Below are 19,954 nucleotides of genomic sequence, written 5' to 3'. Positions count from 1 at the left end.
GTGGTCGCGCGGCGTAGCCTGAACGCTCAGGCTTCGCCGAGATCGGGCTCGGTCAGCAGTCCCTGGCGCAGCGCGAGGCGGACCAGCTCGATGTCGGAGCCGACGCCGAGCTTGTCCTTGATCAGGGAATGCAGGTTTGCCACCGTCTTCGGGCTGACATGCAGCGTTTCGGCGATCTCCTCCGTCGTCCGCTCCGCGAGCAGCAACCGCATCACCTCGAACTCGCGGGCGGTGAGGACGTCGGCGGCCGAGCTTTCGCCGCCGAGCCGGCTCAGCGCCAACTCGTGGTCGATGTCGGGGCTGATGGCGATCTTGCCGGCGAGCACGTCCATCACGGCCCGCACCAGCGTTTCCGGCGGGCTGGTCTTGGTGACGTAACCCCTGGCGCCGGCGCGGATCGCCTGCACGGCGAAGCCCGCATTCTGATGCATGGTGAAGATGAGGATCCTGGCGCCCTTGTCCCATTGCCTGATCCGCCTGACCGCCTCGATGCCGCCGATACCGGGCATGCTCAAATCCATGATGACGAGGTCGGGTGTCTCGGATTTGTAAAGACGATAGGCCTCTGCGCCGTCGGCGGCCTCGGCGATGACGCGCAGGCCCGGCTGCTTTTGGAGCACGGAGCGATAACCCTCGCGGACCACCGAATGGTCGTCGACCAGCAGGATCGAGGCATCGGCCGCGCTCATGCCGCATGCTCCAGCACCTGCCGATCGGCGGCGGTGAGCGGAATGACGACGCGCAGCGCCGAGCCGCCGTTGGCACCGACTTCGAAGCTCATCCGGCCGCGCAAGGCCGCAACGCGCTCGCGCATGCCGAGCAGGCCCATGCCGGATTTGACCGACGCATCGCTCGGTCGGCCATCGTCGTCGATGGCAAGCGCGATCTCGTCTGCCGCCATCGTCAAATGCAGGTCCACCTTGGTGGCGCCGGCGTGCTTGGCGGCGTTGGTGAGCGCCTCCTGCACGATGCGGTAGAGGTTGGCGCTGATCGCGGCGGGCAGAGTCTCGACCGCGCCGTCGAAATGGATCGAAAAGCGCGTCTCGCCGCGGCTGCGTCCGTTCCAGCCCGCGACGAGGCCTTCCAGGCTCGCAACCAGCCCGAGCTCCTCGACGTCGGGCGGACGCAGCCGGAACAGCGCGCCGCGCAGCGTCTCCATCATGCTGGTCGCGGTCCGCGAAATACCGTCGCATTCGCCGAGCAAAGCGGGGCAGTCCTGCGCGGCGGTCTGGCGGGCGGAGGAGGCGAGGGCGCGGATGGCGGCCAGCGACTGGCCGAACTCGTCGTGCAGCTCCCGCGCGAGATGGCGGCGCTCGTCGTCCTGCAGCGCGATCAGCTTGCGCGTCAGCTCGCTGCGCTCGGCGAGCGCATTGTCGAGGCTTTCGGCGAGATGGTTGAAGCCGTCGCGGATTGCGGAGAGTTCGGCCAGATCGAACGGCGGCAGCCGCGCCGAGAGGTCGTTGGCGGCGATCCGCTCGAGGCCGGTGCGGATCAGGCGGGTCGGGCGCAGCGCGCGCGCCAGCGCGGCGTAGACCAGCAGGCACAACAGCGGCAGCGCGATCGCAAACGCAATCATCAGGCGGCCGGCCTCGTGCCAGGCCTCCGCCGTCTGCACGGCCGGATCGACTGAGACCACGGTCTCGCCGAGCTTGGCGCCGCGCACGATCACGGGCCGTGCCGCTTCGCGGCCGGGGTCGAACAGGCTGCGATAGAAGGCCGCGAAGACCTGCGGCGACGGGCTCGCCGGGGCAGGCGCACCGCTACAGAATCGCTGCAGCATCTCGCCGCTGGGGCCACGGAAAGCCAGACACAGGCCGGGCGTCATCACATAGGCCGCGACGGGATCAAGGTTGGGAAAGTCGCGCGGGCCGGCCACCCACTGGATCTTGCCCTGTTGCAGCTCCAGCGACTTCGCCACGATCGCGGCGATGCCGTCGATGCGCGCGTGCACAGCGCGGTCGGCCGCGATCAGGAAATAGGCGGAGATTGCGGCGAAGCAGGCGGCCGTTATGGCGGCCACGCGCAACGTCAGACGGACCTTGAGATCGAATCTCGGACGGTTCCACATCGGGCAGCACCTAGCGCGAACAGGCTTGTCGCCGCCGCATTAAACGGCAGAACGCCAGCCGCGCAAAGTGCCACGCGTTACCGCAGTGCAACGACGTGAAATTTTCCCGGCGCTCGCCGGGACGGCCCCCGTTGCAGGGTGTCAGGCTGCCGCCGAGATTTGCCAACCGCTCCATCTGCGAGGCCACGCTCATGCACCTCTCCCGGTTGATCGTTCCTGCTTTTCTCCTTGCTGTCCTCGTGGGTGTCCGGCCTGCTGGCGCGGGCACCGAGGCGGCCGCCGCAGCACCGGCCGGCGTGTCGATCGAGGACTTCCAGTACCTGGATACGTCCGGCGAGCCGGTCGACCAGACCGCCGCCCACGAGAAGCGGCTGGGCGCGTTCATGGCCGCGCTGCGGCGGGATGTCGGGGCCGACAAGCGCTACCAGCTTACGCCCGCCGGGCAAGCCGATGCAAAATTCAAGGTCGTCGGCGGCGTCCAGAAGACGAGCACGCTGGTGCAATGGGCGCGGGTCGCCGTGATCGATGCCGCGGCCAAGAAGGTCCTGTTCGAGAAGCTCTACACATTCCGCGGCGACAACGACGAGGCCTGGGACCGCGCCGAGGCGTTCCTCGCCCGCGAAGTCATCGCGGCGCTCGGCACGCCCGCGCCGGTCGCGCTCGCCGTGTTCGATTTCGAGCTCGAGGATATGACGGCCGCATCGGGGGGCACCTCGGCCGCTTCGGACGCATCGTACCTCGCCGAGACCACCGGCGGCGTGCGTGACGTGCTCGGCCAGTCCGGCCGCTACCGCATCGTCGACGTCGGCAGCGCGAGCGGCGAGGCGGCGAAGGCGCGCGCGTTACGCGACTGCGGCGGCTGCGAGGCCGCGATTGCAAAAGAGCTCGGCGCGGATCAATCGCTGATCGGCGTGGTGCGGCGGGTCAGCCGCACCGAATACACGCTCGGCTTCCAGGTGCGCGACGCCCGCACCGGCGCGGTGCTGGCGCGTGGCGACAGCGGCCTGCGCCTCGGCGCGGATTATTCGTGGAAACGGGGCGCGGTGCGGCTGGTCGGCGACCGGCTGATCGAGAGTCAGCAGGCCGCCGGCGCAGCTAAAGAGCGATGAGACTCATCGCTCTTTAGATCTTTGTTTAGCATGATCTTTTCGGAAAACCGCTGCACACTTTTCCGGATCATGCTCAGAAAGTAAGCTGCACCTTCATCGACTGCGAGCGGTCGCTGGCGAGCTCGAACGCGGCGACCGCGTTCTCGAACGGCATGGTGGCCGTGATCAGCGGCTTCACGTCGATCAGGCCTTCGCCCATCAGCCGCACCGCCAGCTCGAACTCGGGATCGAAGCGGAAGGTGCCGCGGAGCTGCAATTCCTTGGCGACGATGGAATTGATCGGCAGCGTCATCTCGCCGCCGAGGCCGAGCTGCACCAGCGTCGCACCGGGACGGAGCACGTCGAGCGCGGTGCGCAGCGCCGCCTGATTGCCGGAGGCTTCGAACAGCGTGTCGAACACGCCTTTGCCGGCGCGCCAGGGATCGAGCGCGCTGGCATTGGCTGCGACATTGATGGCGTGCGTCGCGCCGAGTTTCCTGGCGACCGCGAGCGGCGCCTCGGCCACGTCGGTCACCACGATCTCGGCCGCGCCGCCGAAGCGCGACACCAGGATCATCAACGCGCCGATCGGGCCGCAACCCGTGATCAGCACGCGCTTGCCGAGCAGGGGGCCGGCCTGCTTGCCGGCATGCAGGCACACCGCGAGCGGCTCTGCGACCGCGGCTTCCGCCAGCGAGAGCTTGTCCGCGATCGGCACCGCCTGCGTGGCATCGACCGTGATGAACTCGCGGAAGCCGCCTTGCACATGAGGGAAGCGCATCGCACTGCCGAGGAAGCGCATGTCGAGGCACTGGTTGCGCATGCCTTCCTGGCAATGCAGGCACTGGCCGCACGGCCTGCTCGGATTGACCGCAATGCGCGTGCCTGGCTTCACGTCGGTGACGCCGTCACCGACGGCCGCGACCACGCCGGCGATCTCATGGCCCAGCGCCATTGGCTGCTGGATGCGGACGACGCCGAAACCGCCGTGATGGTAGTAATGCAAGTCGGAGCCGCAGATGCCGCCATTGGCGATCTTGACGCGGACTTCGCCCGGGCCGGGGGCCGGATCCGGGTAAGTGTCGATCCGCAGATCCTTCGGGGCGTGGATGACGACAGCGCGCATGGCTTGCTCCTGGTTCGCGGATCACATCGCGGCGATCATGCCGCCATCGACATAGATGATCTGGCCGTTGACATAGGTCGAGGCGTCCGACGCCAGGAAGATCGCGGCACCGACCAGCTCGTCCGGCTTGCCCCAGCGCTTGGAGGGGATGCGGCCCATCAGCCAGTTGTTGAAATCGGTGTTGTTGACCAGCGCCTCGTTCATGTCGGTCAGCATGTAGCCGGGGCCGATCGCGTTGGCCTGGATGCCGTGCTGGGCCCATTCCACCGCCATCGAGCGGGTGAGATTCTTGATGCCGCCCTTGGCCGCGGTGTAGGGCGCGATGGTGGGCCGGGCGAGCTCGCTGCCGAGCGAGCCGATATTGATGATCTTGCCGTGCTTGCGCGGGATCATGCGCTTGGCGGCCTCGCGGCCGATCACGAAGGCGCTGGTCAGGTTGGTCTCGATCACCTTGCGCCATTCGTCGGTGGTGAACTCCACCAGCGGCTTGCGGTGCTGGATGCCGGCATTGTTGACGACGATGTCGACCGCGATGCCCTTTTTGTCGAAGTCGTTGAACGCCGCGACGATTGCGGGCTCGTCGGTGACGTTGAAGGCTGCGCCCTCGGCCTGATGCCCGGCGGCGCGAAACTCGGCGACAGCCTGCTCGACTCGCTTGGGATCGACGCCGTTGACGATGATCTTCGCGCCGGCCTTGGCCATGCCTTCCGCGATGGCGCGGCCGAGGCCGCGGGAGGAGCCGGTCACGAGCGCCGTGCGCCCGGAGAGATCGAAAAGAGAGGTGCTCATGTCAGAAAGTCCTTAGACGTTGGAGCGGCGCACGGTGAGATCTGAGCGGTCGAATACGGCGGGCAGAAGGTCGACGCCGAGGCCTGGTCCCTCCATCGGATAGACAAAACCGTCCTTGATCACGGGCATCGTGGTGACGAGCTCATTGTACCAGCCCTTATAGAAGGCGCGCACCGATTCCTGGATCAGGGTGTTGGGCTGGCTGAACGACATGTGGATGGCGGCGATGAAGCCGATCGGGCCGATGCAATCGTGCGGCGCGAAGGGCCGGTGATAGGTCTCGGCCATCGCCGCGATCTTGCGGCCCTCGGTGAGGCCGCCGGTCCAGCACAGATCCGCCATCACCACGTGCATGGCGTCGCGGTCGAGCATGTCCTTGTAGGGAAAGCGCGAGCCCAGCGTCTCGCTGGCGCAGACCCAGACGTCGGTCGAGCGGGCATATTCGGCCAGCGCCTGCGGCGAGTTCATCCGGATCGGGTCTTCGTACCAGGTCGGCTTGTAAGGCTCGAGCGCACGGGCGATCTGCTTGGCGGTCGGCAGATTCCACAGCGAGTGGAGCTCGACCATGATCTCCATCTTGTCGCCGACCGCTTTGCGGATCTTCTCGAACGGCTCGATCGCCTGCTTCATCTGCGCGGCGGTGATGTAAAGGCCCTTGTTCTCCTGCGCCGCCGGATCGAACGGCCAGATCTTCATCGCGGAGATGCCGCTTTCCAGCAGGCTCTCGGCCAGTGCATCGGCGTGATTCATGAAGCCATCAAGGTCTTCATAGGGGCCCTTGGACGCCCCGAGATTCCAGTTCGCGACCGGGCTGATATTGGTCGAGCGGACATATTGCGTGCCAGCGCAGGTGTTGTAGATGCGCTGCTTGTCGCGGCAGAGGCCGCCGAGCATCTGGTGCACCGGCTGATTGCAAACCTTGCCGAACAGGTCCCACAGCGCGATGTCGATCGCGGACGCCGCGCGATATTCCACGCCGGTGGAGGACTGCGCCATCGGCAGGTTCAGCATGTCGCGGTGGATGGCTTCGATGTGCAGGGGATTGCGGCCGAGCAGGCGGCCGGCAAAAGTGTCGTGGATCTGCGCCTCGACCGCGCCCGCGCCGTAGAAGGTCTCGCCGAGCCCGATCACGCCGGTGTCGGTGTGGATTCGCACCCAGATGACGTTGGAGAATTCCTCGGTGCGCAGGGTCTCGATCGAAGTGATCTTCACTGCAACAGTCCTCCCATGATAAGGCGCCTCGCGCCCGTCTTGTTGTTCGTGTCTATGCCGGTCAAAACCGGCGATCCCGGCAGGCAGTCATACGCCCGCTTGTAATATATCACAACATGTTTTAAGGATATCACAAATAAGCCGCCGCTCGGCAGCGCGAGCAGGGTGGCAGGGAGGACGACATGGCACGGCGCAAGCGCGCGCTCGAAGTGGTGAGAAGCGACGATGACGGCGAGGGCAGGCCCTCCCGGCGCAATCGTCTTAACTTCTTCGAGCTGGCCTATCAGAGGATCGAGGAGCTCCTCGTTCATTGCGAGCTCAAGCCCGGTCAGTTCATGACCATGCTGGAATTGCAGCAGATCACCGGCTTCGGGCGCACGCCGGTGCACCACGCCGTCAATCGTCTGTCCGCCGATACGCTCATCATCATCCGTCCGCGCCACGGCCTGCACATTGCCCCGATCGACCTTGCACGCGAACGCATGCTGCTGGCCTTGCGCCGCGACATGGAGCGTTTCGTGATCCGCCTTGCGGCCGATCGCGCCAGCCTCTCGCATCGCAATCAGGCGCTGCACATCGAGCGTCTCCTGCGCGAGCGCCGCGCCAGCCTCACCCTCGACGAATTCAACAGCATCGACCGCCGCATCGACGCGCTGGTGCTGGAAGCCGCCGGCGAGCCGTTCCTGGTGCACACGCTGCGGCCGCTGCACACGCTGTACCGGCGCATCGGCTACATCCACCACCGCTTCATGCCGGGGCAGGCAGATCTGTCGGGCACGATCGATTGTCATCTCGCCATTCTCGCTGCGGTGGCCAGCCGCCGCGTCGATGATGCGGTGAAGGCGAGCGATGCGCTGATCGACTACATGGGCGAGATATTCACTGGCATGGAAGCGGGGATCGATCCGCGCCTGCTCGATTGCAGCATCGAGCCGCTGCTCGGCACGTAGCGAGTTTTGAAAAGAGGACCAAGCATGACAACGATGGCGATGCCACAACCGACCGCGAGCGAAGCCGCGGTCCGCTACCTCATCACGAACTACAGTCCCAAGGGCAACAAGGTCGGCTGGCTGATGATGGCCTCGATCCTGGTCGAAGCCTGGGACCTCTATTCGATCGCCTTCGTGCTGATCTTCATCAAGGAGCAGTACAATCCCACGGCGCTGATGCTGGGCCTTGCCGCGGCGGGCACGCAGGGCGGTGCCCTGATCGGTGCGCTGCTGGGCGGCTGGCTGTCCGACAAGATCGGCCGCCGCGTCATGTTCCTGGTGACGATGGTGATGTTCATCGTGCTGGCGCTGGCGCAGGCCTTCGTGCCTGACGTCACCTGGCTCATCGTGATCCGCTTCCTGCTCGGCATCCCGCTCGGGTCGGACATCTCGACCGGCTACACCTACATCATGGAATCCATGGCCAAGGGCGAGCGCGAGGTCATGGGCAACCGCTGGCAGTTCATGTTCGCCGTCGGCGAGGTCCTGACCATCGGCGTCATCGTGATCTTCCTCCTGATCGACATGCAGCACGAGATGCTGTGGCGGGTCACGCTCGGCCTCGGCGCGGTGCCGGCACTGATCATCCTGCTGATGCGCCACGACGTGCCGGAGACGGCGGTGTGGCTGGTGCAGAAGGGACGTTACCGCGAGGCCAAGCAGGTCGCGCGCGAGATGTTCAACGACAATCTCGACATGCTGCCGAATCATGACGTGGTGGTTCCCAAAACCAGCACCCGTGCGTTCCTCGCCGACCTCAAGAAGGACCCGATTCGCTGGCGCGCCACGCTGTATGGCTGGATCGCCTGTTTCACCCAGGCGAGCGAGTTCTCCACCTTCGCGTTCTATTTGCCGGTGCTGTTCGTGATGGTCGGCGTGTCGAGCGTGCTCGGCATCAACCTGGTGACGATGGCGCTGTTCTCCTTCGCCGCTTTGTCGGGCTGGGTCGGGCCGCTGCTGACGCCGAAGATCGGCCACCGCGGCATCGCGATCGCCGGCTTCTCGATCGTGTTCGCCTCGCTATTGGTCGCGGCCTTCGCGCTCTACACCGATAACAAGATCCTGCTGCCGTTCGCAGCCGCCGCGATGCTGTGGGGCCATTACTGGGACGCGTCGAACTGCATGACGATCCCGACCATGGTCGCCAAGCCGAAATATCGCGGCACCGCCAGCGGCTTCGCCTACATGTTCGTGAAGCTGCCGTCGTTCCTGGCGATTTTCCTGTTCCCGACGGTGTTCGCCGCGATCGGGCAGGCGAATGCCACGCTGATGGTCGCGATCTTCCCGCTGATCGGATTGCTCGCCGCGATCTTCATCCTGCCGGAAGTCTACGGCTACGAGAACGACTGACGATGCGCTTCCCGGTCGCGGCGTCGTCGCCGCGATCGGGACTGATTTCGGGACGCTGGGGCCGGCGACTACGGGCTCAGGAAGACCGGATCGATGCCCATTCCATGGCCGAGCAGGCCGAGCGCCTGAAGCTGGGCGGAGTGGAGGTCGACCTCCACGATGACGAACAGTGTGAACAACGCCACTGCGGAGAAGACCAGCAGGGGATGGGCCGTCTCGACACCGCTCTCGCTCGCTGCGGTGAGGCTCCGGATCGCGCGACGCAGAAAGGAGCTCTGCGGCAACGCTTTCGATTGGATCTGCATGATGAACCTTCCTTGCCGCGTCATATCCGTCTGATTGGCACGACAATGGAATTCTAGCCGCAGCGTCGCCGCCGGCATTGACGCACCGCAAATAGCTTCCACTGAATTTCGAGGGCCGAGGCCTGCGTTACCTGATTGCCGCTGCCAGCGCCGCGATCAGAGCGGGCGGCGTCACCACCAGGCCGAGCTTGAGGAACGGCCAGGCGCCGACCTCGATCTTCTCCCGCCTGAGCGCGACCAGCCAGAGAATGGTGGCGAGCGAGCCCGTCACCGACAGATTGGGGCCGAGGTCGACGCCGATCAGGATGGCGCTGACGACCGGCGCGGGTAGATGGTCGCTGGCGGCGACCGAGCCGGCGACGAGGCCCACGGGCAAATTGTTGGCGATGTTGGTCGCGATTGCGGTCGCGATGCCGACGCTCCAGGCGGCTTGCGGGACGGATTGCGCGACTGCTTCATGCAGTAGCGCGCTGAGTCGTCCGATCACGCCGGTCTTCACCAGCGCCTCCACCATGACGAAGAGCCCGCCGACCAGCGGCAGCACGCTCCAGGACACGCCGCGCAGCACGGGCAAGGGCGATTGTCGGCTGAGCAGCAGCACGATCGCGGCTGTCACGCCGCCGCAGATGAAGGTCGGCAGGCCCAGTTGCTTGTCCAGCGCGGACGCCGTGATCAGCACGGCGCCGATCGCGACGATGCCGATCGCCGTCAGCTTGCCGCCTTGGCCGAGCTTGGGATGCGGCACGCGGCGCGCAATCGTCTCCTCCTTCAGGGCCCGGTGCTGGGTCAGACGCAGCACGACGTAGGTCAGCAGGATGGAGGCCGCCGAGGGCAGGGCGAACATGCGCAGCCATTCCGTCAGGTGCGGCATGCGCGCGCCGAACACGACGAGATTGGCGGGGTTGGAGATCGGCAGCACGAAGCTCGCGGCATTCGCGATGAAGGCGCAGACGAAGAGATAGGGCAGTGGCTTGGCGCCGGCTGCGCGCGTCGCGGCATAGACGGCGGGCGTCAGCACGATCGCGGTGGCATCGTTGGAGAGCAGCACCGTGACGAGCGTGCCGACGAGATAGATCAGCAGGAACAGCCGTTGCGGCGAGCCGGCCGCGTATTCGACCGCGAGCGCGGCGAGATAGTCGAACAGGCCCTCGAGGCGCGCGAGCTCGGCGATCAGCATCATGCCGATCAGGAAGAGATAGACGTCGAGGCCTTTTTCGATGCCGGCAAGCGCGTCTTGCCACGGCAGCAAGCCTGATAGCACCAGGGCGCTCGCGCCGATCACCGCCCAGACCGCCTCGGGCAGGCGAAAGGGGCGGATGATGACGCCTGCTGTCGCGACGACGATGATGCTCCAGGCCCAGATGGCGTCAGACGGCACGGTCGGCAAGTTGATCTCCGGAAAACCGCTCCTGACTACCGTGCCCCGGATCGATCCGCCAGCCTCAAATCTCGGCTCGCGTCACCGCGCCACCGATAGCTTCTCCGTGATCGCCTTGCGCAGGATGCGTGACAGCGATTCCACCGAATAAGGCTTCTGGATCAATTCGAAACCGCGATGGGCGTTTTCGGCGAGCACGTTGCTGTAGCCGGAGGTGAGCACCACGGGCAGGCCCGGATAGCGCTCGCGGATGATGCCGGCGAGCTCGACGCCGTTCATGCCGGGCATGATGACGTCGGAGAACACGAGGTCGACGGCAAATTCGTTCTCGCCGAGGATCGCCAGCGCGGCGTTGGCGTTGGCGACGCGGCGAACGACGTAGCCGAGATCTTCCAGAAGCTCGGTGGAGAAGCGGCCGACCTCGTCGTCGTCCTCGACCACGAGCACGCGATAGCCGCGCCCGGTGGCCGCGGCCTCATGGGTCAGTGCCGCGGCCTCCTTGTCGGTCGCGGGGCTTTGTGCCTGCGGCAGATAGATGGTGAAGGTCGCGCCTTTGCCCTGGGTGCTCGTCACCGCGACGTCGCCCTCGGACTGCTTGGCGAAACCAAAAGCCTGGCTGAGGCCGAGGCCGGTGCCCTTGCCGACCTCCTTGGTGGTGAAAAACGGCTCGAAGATCGAGTCGAGATGTTCCGGCGCGATGCCGCTGCCGGTGTCGGTGACGGAGATCGCGACGTAGTCGCCGCCGCGCGCCGATTGCGCCCGCAGGCTGGGAATCCCGGAGACCTTGCGCACGGCGATGATCAGGCGGCCTTCGCCGTTCATGGCATCTCGGGCGTTGATGGCGAGGTTGATCAGCGCGGCCTCGAACTGGGCGATGTCGGCGACGGTGAAGCAGTCGGCATCGTGAATCTCCACCGCGATGTCGATACGGCCGCCGACCAGCGGCCGGACCAGCTGCGCCACGCCCTCGACCTGGCTGCCGACGTTGAAGATCTGCGGCTTCAGCGGCTGCCGGCGCGCGAACGCCAGAAGCTGGGCGGTCAATTTGGAGGCGCGCTCGACGGTCTCGGAGATGGCATCGACATAGCGGCGGCGGCGCTCCTCCGGCAGCTCGCGGCGGCGCAGGAAATCGGTAGCCGAGCGGATGATGGTGAGGAGATTGTTGAAGTCGTGGGCGACACCGCCGGTGAGCTGGCCGATCGCCTCCATCTTCTGCGACTGCCGCAGCGCTTCCTCGCCGCGCCGGCGTTCGGTAATGTCGACGGCTTCAGGGACGGCGCCGGTAATGTTGCCGTGACGGTCCAGCACGGGGCGCATGCCGAAGTCGAAATCGCGCTCGCCGATGGGAAGGCGCAGCCGCATCTCCAGCCGCACGGCTTCGCCCTTGAGCACGGTGTGGAAGGCTTCGCGCACCAGCGCGCTCATGCCCTCCGTCGCGCTGAACCAGGGCGTCTCCCACAACGGCTTTCCGATCACATCCGACGAGTTCGCCCCGATGCCGTCGAGGGCGGTGTTGTTGGCGTAAAGCAGCTCGCCCCTGAGATTGACCAGGCCTTGATACTGGTTGCTGGTCTCCAGGATCGCGCGCAGTCGCGCCTCGTTGGATTCGAGCTGGGCGGTGCGCTCGGCGATGCGCTCTTCCAGCGTCTCGTTGAGCCGCCTGAGCTCGATCTCGGCCTGCTTGGCGACGGTGATATCGTGGGCGACGCCGATGAAGCCGATATGCTTGCCGGTCGGGTCCCAGCGCGGCTGCGATTCCGAGCGTAGCCAGCGCCATTCGCCGCCGGCATTCTTGTAGCGCGCTTCCAGCACGAAGGGCTTGAGTGACGCTTCACCCTGGACCGATTGCTGCAGCACGTGCGGCAGGTCGTCGGGGTGCAGCACCTTGCGCCAGTCGAAGTCGATGGCCTGGTCGTAGGGCAGGCCGACGAAATCGACATAGGCCTGGTTGGCGAAGGAGCGCTTGCGATCGAGCTTGGTCACCCAGATCGGCACGGGCGCGCTGTCGGCGATCAGCCGGAAGCGCTCCTCGCTCTCGCGCAGCGTCTCGCGCGCGAGCGCCTGGTCGGTCATGTCGATATGGGCGCCGACGAGGCGGATGGCGCGGCCGTCCTTGTCGCGCTCGATCTTGGCGACGACCCGGATCCAGCGGGTCTCGCCGTCATTGGGGCGGACGATGCGGTACTCGGCGCTGTAGTCTTCGCTCGTACCGGCGAGTGCCTCGATGAAGTGCTTGACGGTGGCGTCGCGGTCGTCGGGATGGATGCGATTGACCCAATCCTCGTGCGATTCCTCCGCAGCCTCCGGCGGCAGGCCGTGGATCATCAGGTATTCGGGCGAGCGGCGGTTTTTGAAGCCTTCGCGAAAATCGACCTCGACGCCGCCGACCTTGCCGATGCGCTGGATGCGCGCCAGCTCGGCCTCGCGCTCCTGGAGCGCGCGATAGGCGTTGTCGCGCTCGCGCGCGACGTCTTCGAGGTGTTGGCGCAGCCTTTCGGCAGCGATGGTCTCGGGCAAGGGATCGTTCAAGGCATCGGCCGTTGTCATGCGGGAGCGCACGTGCCGGACCGATATTCACACAGACGGAGCGTGATGGCCATTGTTTAGAGGGATTGGGCTTGGAAAGGCGCCATGAAACGGACGGCGGTGAAACGCCGGGTCTGGCAATTTGTTCCGGAGACTGGAACGATCGGCCGGCGGAGGCGTCTTCGCGAGGCGTCACGAACGTCTTTGATAAGGCTCTCTTTCCGAAGAGGATAAATCTTGAAGCTCTTTGTCTGCCAGGCCTGCGGCAACGTTCTCTATTTCGAGAACCGTGCCTGCGAACGCTGCGGCCATCGGGTCGCCTTCCTGCCGGAGAAGGAGACAATGTCGGCGATCGAGCCCGACGGAGAGGCTTGGCGAATCCTGGCCGACAAGGGCGAAAGCCGGATGCTGTGCCGGAATGCCGAGTACGATGCCTGCAACTGGCTGACGGATACGGGCGAGAGCAACGGCTATTGCCGCGCATGCCGCCACAACGGCATCGTGCCGGATTTGTCCGACCCCGCCCAGCTTGCCGGCTGGCGCGAGCTGGAGGTGGCGAAACACCGTCTGTTCTATTCCCTGATCCGCTGGAAGCTGCCGCTCCAGGCCCGGCAAGACGATCCCGAGCATGGTCTGATCTTCAATTTTCTTGCCGACGATCCGAACAGCGCAGAGAAGGTCATGACCGGCCACGACAACGGCCTGATCACGATCGCGCTCACCGAGACCGACGACATCGAGCGCGAGCGGCGCAGGCTCGAGATGGGAGAACCCTATCGGACGCTGCTCGGGCATTTCCGGCATGAGGTCGGGCACTATTTCTGGGATGTGCTGGTTCGCGATGGCGGCAAGCTCGAGGAATGCCGCGCGGTATTCGGTGACGATGCCACCGATTACGGCCAGGCCCTGCAGCGTCACTATGCCGAAGGCGCGCCGCCGGACTGGCAGCAGAACTACGTCTCGGCCTATGCCACGATGCACCCCTGGGAAGATTTCGCCGAGACCTGGGCGCATTATCTTCACATCGTCGACACCCTGGAGATGGCCGCCGAGTTCGGCATGGAGGTGCGTCCCAAGGTCGACCGCGACGGGGAGTTGACGGCGCGCATCCGTTTCAACCCCTATGAGGCCAGGGACGTCGAGGCGCTGGTCAACGCATGGCTGCCCTTCACCTTCGCCATGAACAGCGTCAACCGCGCCATGGGCCTGCGCGACCTCTATCCCTTCATCCTCTCGCCCGCCGTGGTCGGCAAGCTGGGCTTCGTTCATGGCCTGGTCCGGGACGTCGCCAAGTCTGGGAAGGCGCAGGGCGCCGCAGGGCGTCCCTAGGGCTCGCCGAGCCCGTTTCGGTCTTGCGCTGGTACGCCAGATGGCCCGGATTTAGACCGTTGCCTCCGGCCCATTTTGATGTACCACGGGAGCCACACGGCCCGTCCCATAGGCCCCAACGGCCAGGGAAGGGTCCCGCCCAAGGTCGAGACTCAAGAAAAGCATGTTCAAACGCATTCTGATCGCCAATCGCGGCGAAATCGCCTGCCGGGTCATCAAGACTGCCCGCAAGATGGGAATCGAGACGGTCGCCGTCTATTCCGAAGCCGACCGCGACGCCCTTCATGTCGAGATGGCGGACGAGGCCGTGCTGATCGGCCCGCCGGCGGCAGCCGAGAGCTATCTGGTGATCGAGAAGATCGTCGAGGCCTGCCGCAAGACGGGCGCGCAAGCCGTGCATCCCGGTTACGGCTTCCTGTCCGAGCGTGAGGCGTTTCCGCGCGCGCTGGAGGCCGCAGGCATCGTCTTCATCGGCCCGAACCCGGGCGCGATCGCGGCGATGGGCGACAAGATCGAGTCGAAGAAGGCGGCGGCCAAGGCCAAGGTCTCGACCGTGCCGGGCCACCTCGGCGTCATCGAGGACGACAAGCACGCGGTCCGTATCGCCGACGAGATCGGCTACCCCGTGATGATCAAGGCCTCCGCCGGCGGCGGCGGCAAGGGCATGCGCATCGCCCATTCCAAGGCCGAGGTCGCCGAAGGTTTCAACCTCGCCAAGGCCGAGGCCAAGGCCTCGTTCGGCGACGACCGCGTCTTCGTCGAAAAATTCATCGTCGATCCCCGCCACATCGAGATCCAGGTGCTGGGCGACAAGCACGGCAACGTCATCTATCTCGGCGAGCGCGAGTGCTCGATCCAGCGCCGCAACCAGAAGGTCATCGAGGAGGCGCCGTCGCCGCTGCTCGACGAGGCCACGCGCCGCAAGATGGGCGAGCAGGCCGTCGCGCTGGCCAAGGCCGTGAATTACGACTCCGCCGGCACCGTCGAGTTCGTCGCGGGGCAGGACAAGAGCTTCTACTTCCTGGAGATGAACACGCGCCTCCAGGTCGAGCATCCCGTCACCGAGCTCGTCACCGGCATCGACCTCGTCGAGCAGATGATCCGCGTTGCCGCCGGCGAGAAGCTCGCCATCGCGCAGAAGGACGTCACGCTGACGGGCTGGGCGGTGGAATCGCGCCTCTACGCCGAAGACCCGTTCCGCAACTTCCTGCCCTCGATCGGGCGGCTCGTGAAGTATCGTCCGCCGGCGGAAGTGAGCCACGACGGCATCACCATCCGCAACGACACCGGCGTGCAGGAGGGCGGCGAGATCTCGATCCATTACGATCCGATGATCGCAAAACTCGTCACGCATGCGCCCTCGCGCGCGGCCGCGATCGAGGCGCAGGCGACCGCGCTGGATTCGTTCTATGTCGACGGCATCAGGCACAACATCCCGTTCCTGTCGGCGCTGATGCATCATCCGCGCTGGCGCGAGGGACGGCTCTCGACCGGCTTCATCGCCGAGGAATTTCCCAAGGGCTTTGCCGTGCGCGTGCCGGAAGGCGAGGTCGCCCGGCGCATCGCCGCGGTCGGCACCGCCATTGATCACGTGCTCGGCGAACGCAAGCGGCAGATCTCCGGTCAGTTGGGCGGCCGCGTCGTGCAGCGCGAGCGCCGTCGCGCGGTCTGGCTCGACCGCCAGGAGATCCAGCTCGAGGTCGCGCGCGAAGGTGATGCGATCGCGATCCGCTTCGTCGATGCCGAGGGCAAGGCCGGCAATGCGCATCTGTTGCAGTCGCCGTGGAAGCCGGGCGATCCGGTCTGGCAGGGTACCATCGACGGCCACTTCGTCGCGGTGCAGGCGCGGCCGATTCCGAACGGCATTCGCCTCGCGCATCAGGGCGTCGAGGTCCCCGTCTATGTCTGGACCGAAGCGGAAGCGACCTCGGCGCGGCTGATGCCGGTGACGACGGCCTCCGACACCGGCAAGAAGCTGCTGTGCCCGATGCCCGGGCTCGTGGTCTCGATCGCGGTGACCGAAGGGCAGGAGGTCAAGGCCGGCGAGACGCTCGCGGTGGTCGAAGCCATGAAGATGCAGAATGTACTGCGCGCCGAGCAGGACGGCACCGTGAAGAAGGTTCACGCCAGCGCGGGCGCGACGCTCGCGGTGGACGCCCTGATTCTGGAGTTTGCGTAAGGCGCTCCGGAGCACGACAGTCGACCCTCACCCTGAGGAGCCGCGCTTGCGCGGCGTCTCGAAGGGCGAGGCCACAGCCGGGCCTGCATCCTTCGAGACGCGCGCAAGAGCGCGCTCCTCAGGATGAGGATTTTGGAGTGAGGCACCATGGCCTTTCGTTCCCGCCGCGAGAAACTGCGCCTCATCCTGTCGGGCTCGGCCTGCATCCATCCGGGCTCGGTCTATGACGCGATCTCGATCCGCATCGCCGAGGACCTCGGCTTTCCGCTCGGCATGTTCGGCGGCTCGGTCGCCTCGCTCGCCGTGCTCGGCGACCCCGACGTCACGCTGATCACGCTCACCGAGCTTGCCGAGCAGATGCGGCGGATGTCGCGCGCCGCAGTGCTGCCGGTGCTGGTCGATGCCGATCACGGCTATGGCAATGCGCTCAATGTTCGTCGCACGGTGCAGGAGCTGGAGGCGGCCGGCGCCGCCGGCCTTACCATCGAGGACACGCTGCTGCCGGCCGCCTTCGGTGAGGCGAGGACGCAGCTGATCTCGCTCGAGGAAGGCGTCGGCAAGATGAAGGCCGCGCTCGATGGCCGCAGCGATGCCTCGCTGGTCATCATGGGCCGCACGGGAGCTGCCTCGATCACCTCGATCGAGGACGCGATCCGCCGCGCGCAGGCGTATGAGGCGACCGGGGTCGATGCGCTGTTCTTTACCGGCATCAAGTCGCGCGCGGAGCTCGAGGCCGTCGCGGCCGCCACGCGCCTGCCGATCGTGCTCGGTGGTGCGCCGGAGGAGCTGAGCGCGCCCGACTATCTCGCTAGCCAGCGCGTGCGGATCGCGCTTCAGGGCCACGCGCCGATCGCCGCTGCGACGCAAGCCGTGTATGAAACACAGAAGGCGCTGCGCGAGGGCGCGGCGCCGAAGGCGCTGAGAGGTCTGGCATCATCGGACCTGACCAACCGCGTCATGCGCGAGGCCGACGTCAAGGCGCGCAGCGCCGACTTTCTCGGGCTGAAAAAATGAGCCGGGCGATCCTTCAGGTGATGATCCGCGGCCGCGTCCAGGGCGTCGGCTACCGGGCCTGGGTCGAGTACCAGGCGACTGCGAGCGGCCTCGAAGGCTGGGTCCGCAACCGCCGCGACGGCTGCGTCGAAGCGCTGTTCGCGGGCGCGCCAAAGCACGTCGCCGACATGGTCGCGCTATGCCGCCATGGCCCGCCGTCCTCGCGCGTCGACAGCGTGACGAGTGAGACGGCCAGCGCGGATGAGCTGAACCTGCGCAGGGCAGGGGAAGCGTTCTCGGTGTTGCCGACAGTGTAGGGCGGTCTCGCCGCGCAGACGGTGCGCTCCCTCGCCCCGTTCTTACGGGGAGAGGTGAAGACGAAGCCTCACCTTGGCAGCTTGGCGATTGCTTCGCTCAACTCGTGGATTTCGTAGGGCTTGCGCAGGATCGGGAAATCGCCGCGCACGCCGGCGGCGACGTCGCTGTAGCCGGTGGCGAGCAGGATCGGCAGGCCAGGGCGGATCTGACGGAGGCGATGGGCGAGGCTGAGCCCGTCCATCTTGCCGGGCATGACGATGTCCGAGAACACGAAGTCGACGCCGTTTTTCTCGATCTCGCGCAAGGCGGCTTCGGCGTCGGCGACCCGGCGGACATGGTAGCCCAGCTGCTCCAGGAGACCGATGCTGACCAGCGCAACGTCGGGATTGTCCTCGACCAGCAGCACCGTGCCGCTGCCTTGGAAGGATGGTCCCCCAGCCGTCTCTCGCGACGGCGTGTCTTCTCCGCGCGGCAACAGGATGGTGAACGTCGTGCCCTTGCCGAGTTCGCTTGCGACCTTCACCGTGCCGCCGGCCTGATGGGCGAAGCCGTGCACCTGGGACAGGCCGAGGCCGGTGCCCTTTCCGATCGGCTTGGTGGTGAAGAACGGCTCGAAGATCTTGTCGAGAACGTCGGAGGGAATGCCGAGCCCGGTATCGGTGACGTCGATTGCGACGAAGTCGCCGGCGAGGGGCACCTCGTCCAGCACGACATTGTGCGCGCCGATCGTCACCGTGCCGCCGTCGGGCATCGCGTCGCGGGCATTGATGACGAGGTTGAGCATCGCGGTCTCGAGCTCGGAGGCGTCGGTCTTGACCGGCCAGACATCGTGGCCGATGTCGAAGGCCAGGCGTACGGAACTGCCGACGCCGGCATCGAGCACCTCGCGGATCTCCGCGATGCGTTCGGCGAAATCGATCGCCTGCGGATTGACGCTCTGCCGCCGCGCGAAGGTGAGGAGCTGGTTGGTCAGCGCCGCGCCGCGCTTTGTGGCGGTCTCGATCGCCGAGATCGCGCGCTGAACCTTGGCCGCGTCGTCGGGACCCCGCTTCAGCATGTGCAGGCTGCCGCTGATGATCATCAGGAGGTTGTTGAAGTCGTGCGCGACCCCGCCGGTGAGCTGTCCTAGCGCATCGAACTTCTGGGACTCGGCGAGCTGCTTCTGCATCGCCTCGAGCTTGAGCTGCGTATTGCGGCGTTCTGTGATGTCGCGTGTGATCTTGGCGAAGCCGACCAGCTCGCCGTCCTCGTAGATCGGGTCGATCACGACGCTTGCCCAGAAGAAGGTGCCGTCCTTGCGGACGCGCCAGCCTTCCTCCTCATAGCGGCCCTTTTCCCGCGCGATGCCGAGCGCGCGGGCCGGCTTGCCGTTGGCACGGTCGGTCTCGGTGTAGAAGCGGGAGAAATGCTGGCCGAGGATCTCCCCGGGCGAATAGCCCTTGATGCGCTCGCCGCCGATATTCCAGCTGGTGATGATCCCCCTGGGATCGAGCATGTAGAGCGCGTAGTCCGCAACTCCCTCAACCAACAGCCGGAAACTGCGCTCGCTCTCGAACAAGTCTCGCTGTTGACTGAACTTTCCGATCATTCCGGGACCCTGCCTCGACGGGAGCAAACGCCACAGAAAGCGGATGGTTCCCTGAAGTTGGGACATTTTTAGGCAGTATCCCGCACCCGTATACGGGACGAAACCCGCTTGACAAAGGGGACGTTATCGTCAGATATTTCTGTAATGACAGAAATAACCGGAAAGAAGAAACTCCCCACCGCCGTCGAGCGCTTCATCCTGCATTGGGGCGACATGGGGGACGAGTGGGGCGTCAATCGCTCGGTCAGCCAGATTCACGGGCTGCTCTATCTCGCCGAGGCGCCGATGACCGCCGAGGACATCGCCGACACGCTTGGCATGGCCCGCTCGAACGTCTCCAACTCGCTCAGGGAGCTGCTCGCCTGGAACCTGATTCGGCGGGTGCCGATCCTCGGTGACCGCCGCGACCATTACGAGGCCGAGACCGACATCTGGGAGGTCGCCGCCAGAATAGCGGCGCGGCGCAAGGAGCGGGAGCTCGATCCGGCGATCACGGCGCTCAGGGCCTGCGTGTCCGATGCCGCCGGCGATCCCACCATCAATCCGGTCGCAGCCAAGCGGCTGAAGGAGATGCTCGCCTTCACCGAGCTCGCCGATCACTGGTTCATGCAGATGCTGAAGGTGCCGCGGCCGCGGCTGGTCGCCTTGATGCGGCTTGGCGAGAAGATCGTCAGCTTGCTGCCGCTGGGCAAGGCCAAATAGCTGAGGAGGGTGCG

Annotated in this window: 17 protein-coding genes; 8 read left to right on the top strand and 9 right to left on the bottom strand. The window is 66.0% G+C overall.

Annotated features, from left to right (window positions below):
* Positions 1–26: 26 nt before the first annotated feature.
* Entirely contained in the window at positions 27–689 is a 663-nt protein-coding gene (locus A3AS_RS0126990; protein WP_018320653.1) for a response regulator transcription factor, read from the bottom strand.
* Positions 686–2,068 carry a sensor histidine kinase gene (locus A3AS_RS0126985; RefSeq protein ID WP_018320652.1) on the bottom strand — a complete coding sequence of 461 codons (1,383 nt, stop codon included), beginning with the start codon at positions 2,066–2,068 and terminating at the stop codon, positions 686–688. Before A3AS_RS0126985 ends, A3AS_RS0126990 begins: the two co-directional genes overlap by 4 nt.
* A 191-nt stretch (positions 2,069–2,259) precedes the next feature.
* On the opposite strand from A3AS_RS0126985, the gene A3AS_RS0126980 reads away from it, so the two are divergent.
* Positions 2,260–3,177 carry a DUF3280 domain-containing protein gene (locus tag A3AS_RS0126980; RefSeq protein ID WP_049815000.1) on the top strand — a complete coding sequence of 306 codons (918 nt, stop codon included), beginning with the start codon at positions 2,260–2,262 and terminating at the stop codon, positions 3,175–3,177.
* 73 nt (positions 3,178–3,250) lie between these two features.
* On the opposite strand, the gene A3AS_RS0126975 is transcribed toward A3AS_RS0126980, so the two are convergent.
* The 3 genes from A3AS_RS0126975 to A3AS_RS0126965 are packed head-to-tail and all read right to left on the bottom strand — an operon-like array spanning position 3,251 to position 6,283.
* Positions 3,251–4,282 (bottom strand): L-idonate 5-dehydrogenase, encoded by a 1,032-nt coding sequence (locus A3AS_RS0126975; protein WP_018320650.1) that lies wholly within the window; start codon positions 4,280–4,282, stop codon positions 3,251–3,253.
* Between the two features lie 21 nt (positions 4,283–4,303).
* On the bottom strand, positions 4,304–5,071 hold the full coding sequence (locus A3AS_RS0126970) for a glucose 1-dehydrogenase (RefSeq protein ID WP_018320649.1): 768 nt from the start codon (positions 5,069–5,071) through the stop codon (positions 4,304–4,306).
* A gap of 12 nt (positions 5,072–5,083) precedes the next feature.
* Entirely contained in the window at positions 5,084–6,283 is a 1,200-nt protein-coding gene (locus tag A3AS_RS0126965; RefSeq protein ID WP_018320648.1) for a mandelate racemase/muconate lactonizing enzyme family protein, read from the bottom strand.
* Positions 6,284–6,465: 182 nt separating this feature from the next.
* Between A3AS_RS0126965 and A3AS_RS0126960 the strand changes: the two genes are divergently transcribed.
* Complete coding sequence (locus A3AS_RS0126960; RefSeq protein WP_018320647.1) at positions 6,466–7,233, top strand: GntR family transcriptional regulator; 768 nt, start codon at positions 6,466–6,468, stop codon at positions 7,231–7,233.
* A gap of 24 nt (positions 7,234–7,257) precedes the next feature.
* Positions 7,258–8,622 (top strand): MFS transporter, encoded by a 1,365-nt coding sequence (locus A3AS_RS0126955; RefSeq protein WP_018320646.1) that lies wholly within the window; start codon positions 7,258–7,260, stop codon positions 8,620–8,622.
* Positions 8,623–8,690: 68 nt separating this feature from the next.
* On the opposite strand, the gene A3AS_RS0126950 is transcribed toward A3AS_RS0126955, so the two are convergent.
* The 3 genes from A3AS_RS0126950 to A3AS_RS0126940 all read right to left on the bottom strand — a co-directional run bounded on the left by A3AS_RS0126950 (position 8,691) and on the right by A3AS_RS0126940 (position 12,864).
* The gene (locus A3AS_RS0126950; protein ID WP_026202394.1) at positions 8,691–8,927 is read right to left on the bottom strand and encodes a hypothetical protein; all 237 of its coding nucleotides are present in this window, start codon (positions 8,925–8,927) and stop codon (positions 8,691–8,693) included.
* A 127-nt stretch (positions 8,928–9,054) separates the two neighbouring features.
* Complete coding sequence (locus A3AS_RS0126945) at positions 9,055–10,305, bottom strand: arsenic transporter (protein WP_026202393.1); 1,251 nt, start codon at positions 10,303–10,305, stop codon at positions 9,055–9,057.
* A gap of 81 nt (positions 10,306–10,386) precedes the next feature.
* Positions 10,387–12,864 (bottom strand): PAS domain-containing sensor histidine kinase, encoded by a 2,478-nt coding sequence (locus A3AS_RS0126940; protein WP_018320643.1) that lies wholly within the window; start codon positions 12,862–12,864, stop codon positions 10,387–10,389.
* A 204-nt stretch (positions 12,865–13,068) separates the two neighbouring features.
* Between A3AS_RS0126940 and A3AS_RS0126935 the strand changes: the two genes are divergently transcribed.
* The 4 genes from A3AS_RS0126935 (at position 13,069) to A3AS_RS0126920 (ending at position 17,649) form a co-directional block, all read left to right on the top strand.
* Positions 13,069–14,160, top strand: a complete 1,092-nt coding sequence (locus tag A3AS_RS0126935; protein WP_018320642.1) for a putative zinc-binding metallopeptidase — start codon at positions 13,069–13,071, stop codon at positions 14,158–14,160.
* Positions 14,161–14,323: 163 nt separating this feature from the next.
* Positions 14,324–16,339, top strand: coding sequence for an acetyl/propionyl/methylcrotonyl-CoA carboxylase subunit alpha (locus A3AS_RS0126930; RefSeq protein ID WP_018320641.1), 2,016 nt, complete (start codon positions 14,324–14,326; stop codon positions 16,337–16,339).
* Positions 16,340–16,486: 147 nt separating this feature from the next.
* A complete protein-coding gene (locus tag A3AS_RS0126925) occupies positions 16,487–17,353 on the top strand; it encodes an oxaloacetate decarboxylase (RefSeq protein WP_018320640.1) in 867 nt (288 codons plus the stop codon).
* The gene (locus tag A3AS_RS0126920) at positions 17,350–17,649 is read left to right on the top strand and encodes an acylphosphatase (RefSeq protein WP_018320639.1); all 300 of its coding nucleotides are present in this window, start codon (positions 17,350–17,352) and stop codon (positions 17,647–17,649) included. Before A3AS_RS0126925 ends, A3AS_RS0126920 begins: the two co-directional genes overlap by 4 nt.
* A 68-nt stretch (positions 17,650–17,717) precedes the next feature.
* Here A3AS_RS0126920 and A3AS_RS0126915 read toward each other — a convergent pair whose 3' ends face one another.
* Entirely contained in the window at positions 17,718–19,238 is a 1,521-nt protein-coding gene (locus tag A3AS_RS0126915; RefSeq protein WP_018320638.1) for a PAS domain-containing sensor histidine kinase, read from the bottom strand.
* Between the two features lie 144 nt (positions 19,239–19,382).
* Between A3AS_RS0126915 and A3AS_RS0126910 the strand changes: the two genes are divergently transcribed.
* Entirely contained in the window at positions 19,383–19,940 is a 558-nt protein-coding gene (locus tag A3AS_RS0126910) for a GbsR/MarR family transcriptional regulator (protein WP_026202392.1), read from the top strand.
* The last annotated feature ends 14 nt before the right edge of the window (positions 19,941–19,954 follow it).

This window comes from Bradyrhizobium sp. WSM2793, from assembly GCF_000379585.1.
GTDB lineage: Bacteria > Pseudomonadota > Alphaproteobacteria > Rhizobiales > Xanthobacteraceae > Bradyrhizobium.
Note: the sequence above shows the minus strand (reverse complement) of the source record. Positions and strands in the feature narration are given on the sequence as shown.

What these genes read in the sequence shown, in the direction of transcription:
- A3AS_RS0126990 (WP_018320653.1), bottom strand. Translation starts at nt 689, where the DNA reads ATGAGCGCGGCCGATGCCTCGATCCTGCTGGTCGACGACCATTCGGTG.
- A3AS_RS0126985 (WP_018320652.1), bottom strand. Translation starts at nt 2,068, where the DNA reads ATGTGGAACCGTCCGAGATTCGATCTCAAGGTCCGTCTGACGTTGCGC.
- A3AS_RS0126980 (WP_049815000.1), top strand. Translation starts at nt 2,260, where the DNA reads ATGCACCTCTCCCGGTTGATCGTTCCTGCTTTTCTCCTTGCTGTCCTC.
- A3AS_RS0126975 (WP_018320650.1), bottom strand. Translation starts at nt 4,282, where the DNA reads ATGCGCGCTGTCGTCATCCACGCCCCGAAGGATCTGCGGATCGACACT.
- A3AS_RS0126970 (WP_018320649.1), bottom strand. Translation starts at nt 5,071, where the DNA reads ATGAGCACCTCTCTTTTCGATCTCTCCGGGCGCACGGCGCTCGTGACC.
- A3AS_RS0126960 (WP_018320647.1), top strand. Translation starts at nt 6,466, where the DNA reads ATGGCACGGCGCAAGCGCGCGCTCGAAGTGGTGAGAAGCGACGATGAC.
- A3AS_RS0126955 (WP_018320646.1), top strand. Translation starts at nt 7,258, where the DNA reads ATGACAACGATGGCGATGCCACAACCGACCGCGAGCGAAGCCGCGGTC.
- A3AS_RS0126950 (WP_026202394.1), bottom strand. Translation starts at nt 8,927, where the DNA reads ATGCAGATCCAATCGAAAGCGTTGCCGCAGAGCTCCTTTCTGCGTCGC.
- A3AS_RS0126930 (WP_018320641.1), top strand. Translation starts at nt 14,324, where the DNA reads ATGTTCAAACGCATTCTGATCGCCAATCGCGGCGAAATCGCCTGCCGG.
- A3AS_RS0126925 (WP_018320640.1), top strand. Translation starts at nt 16,487, where the DNA reads ATGGCCTTTCGTTCCCGCCGCGAGAAACTGCGCCTCATCCTGTCGGGC.
- A3AS_RS0126920 (WP_018320639.1), top strand. Translation starts at nt 17,350, where the DNA reads ATGAGCCGGGCGATCCTTCAGGTGATGATCCGCGGCCGCGTCCAGGGC.
- A3AS_RS0126915 (WP_018320638.1), bottom strand. Translation starts at nt 19,238, where the DNA reads ATGATCGGAAAGTTCAGTCAACAGCGAGACTTGTTCGAGAGCGAGCGC.
- A3AS_RS0126910 (WP_026202392.1), top strand. Translation starts at nt 19,383, where the DNA reads ATGACAGAAATAACCGGAAAGAAGAAACTCCCCACCGCCGTCGAGCGC.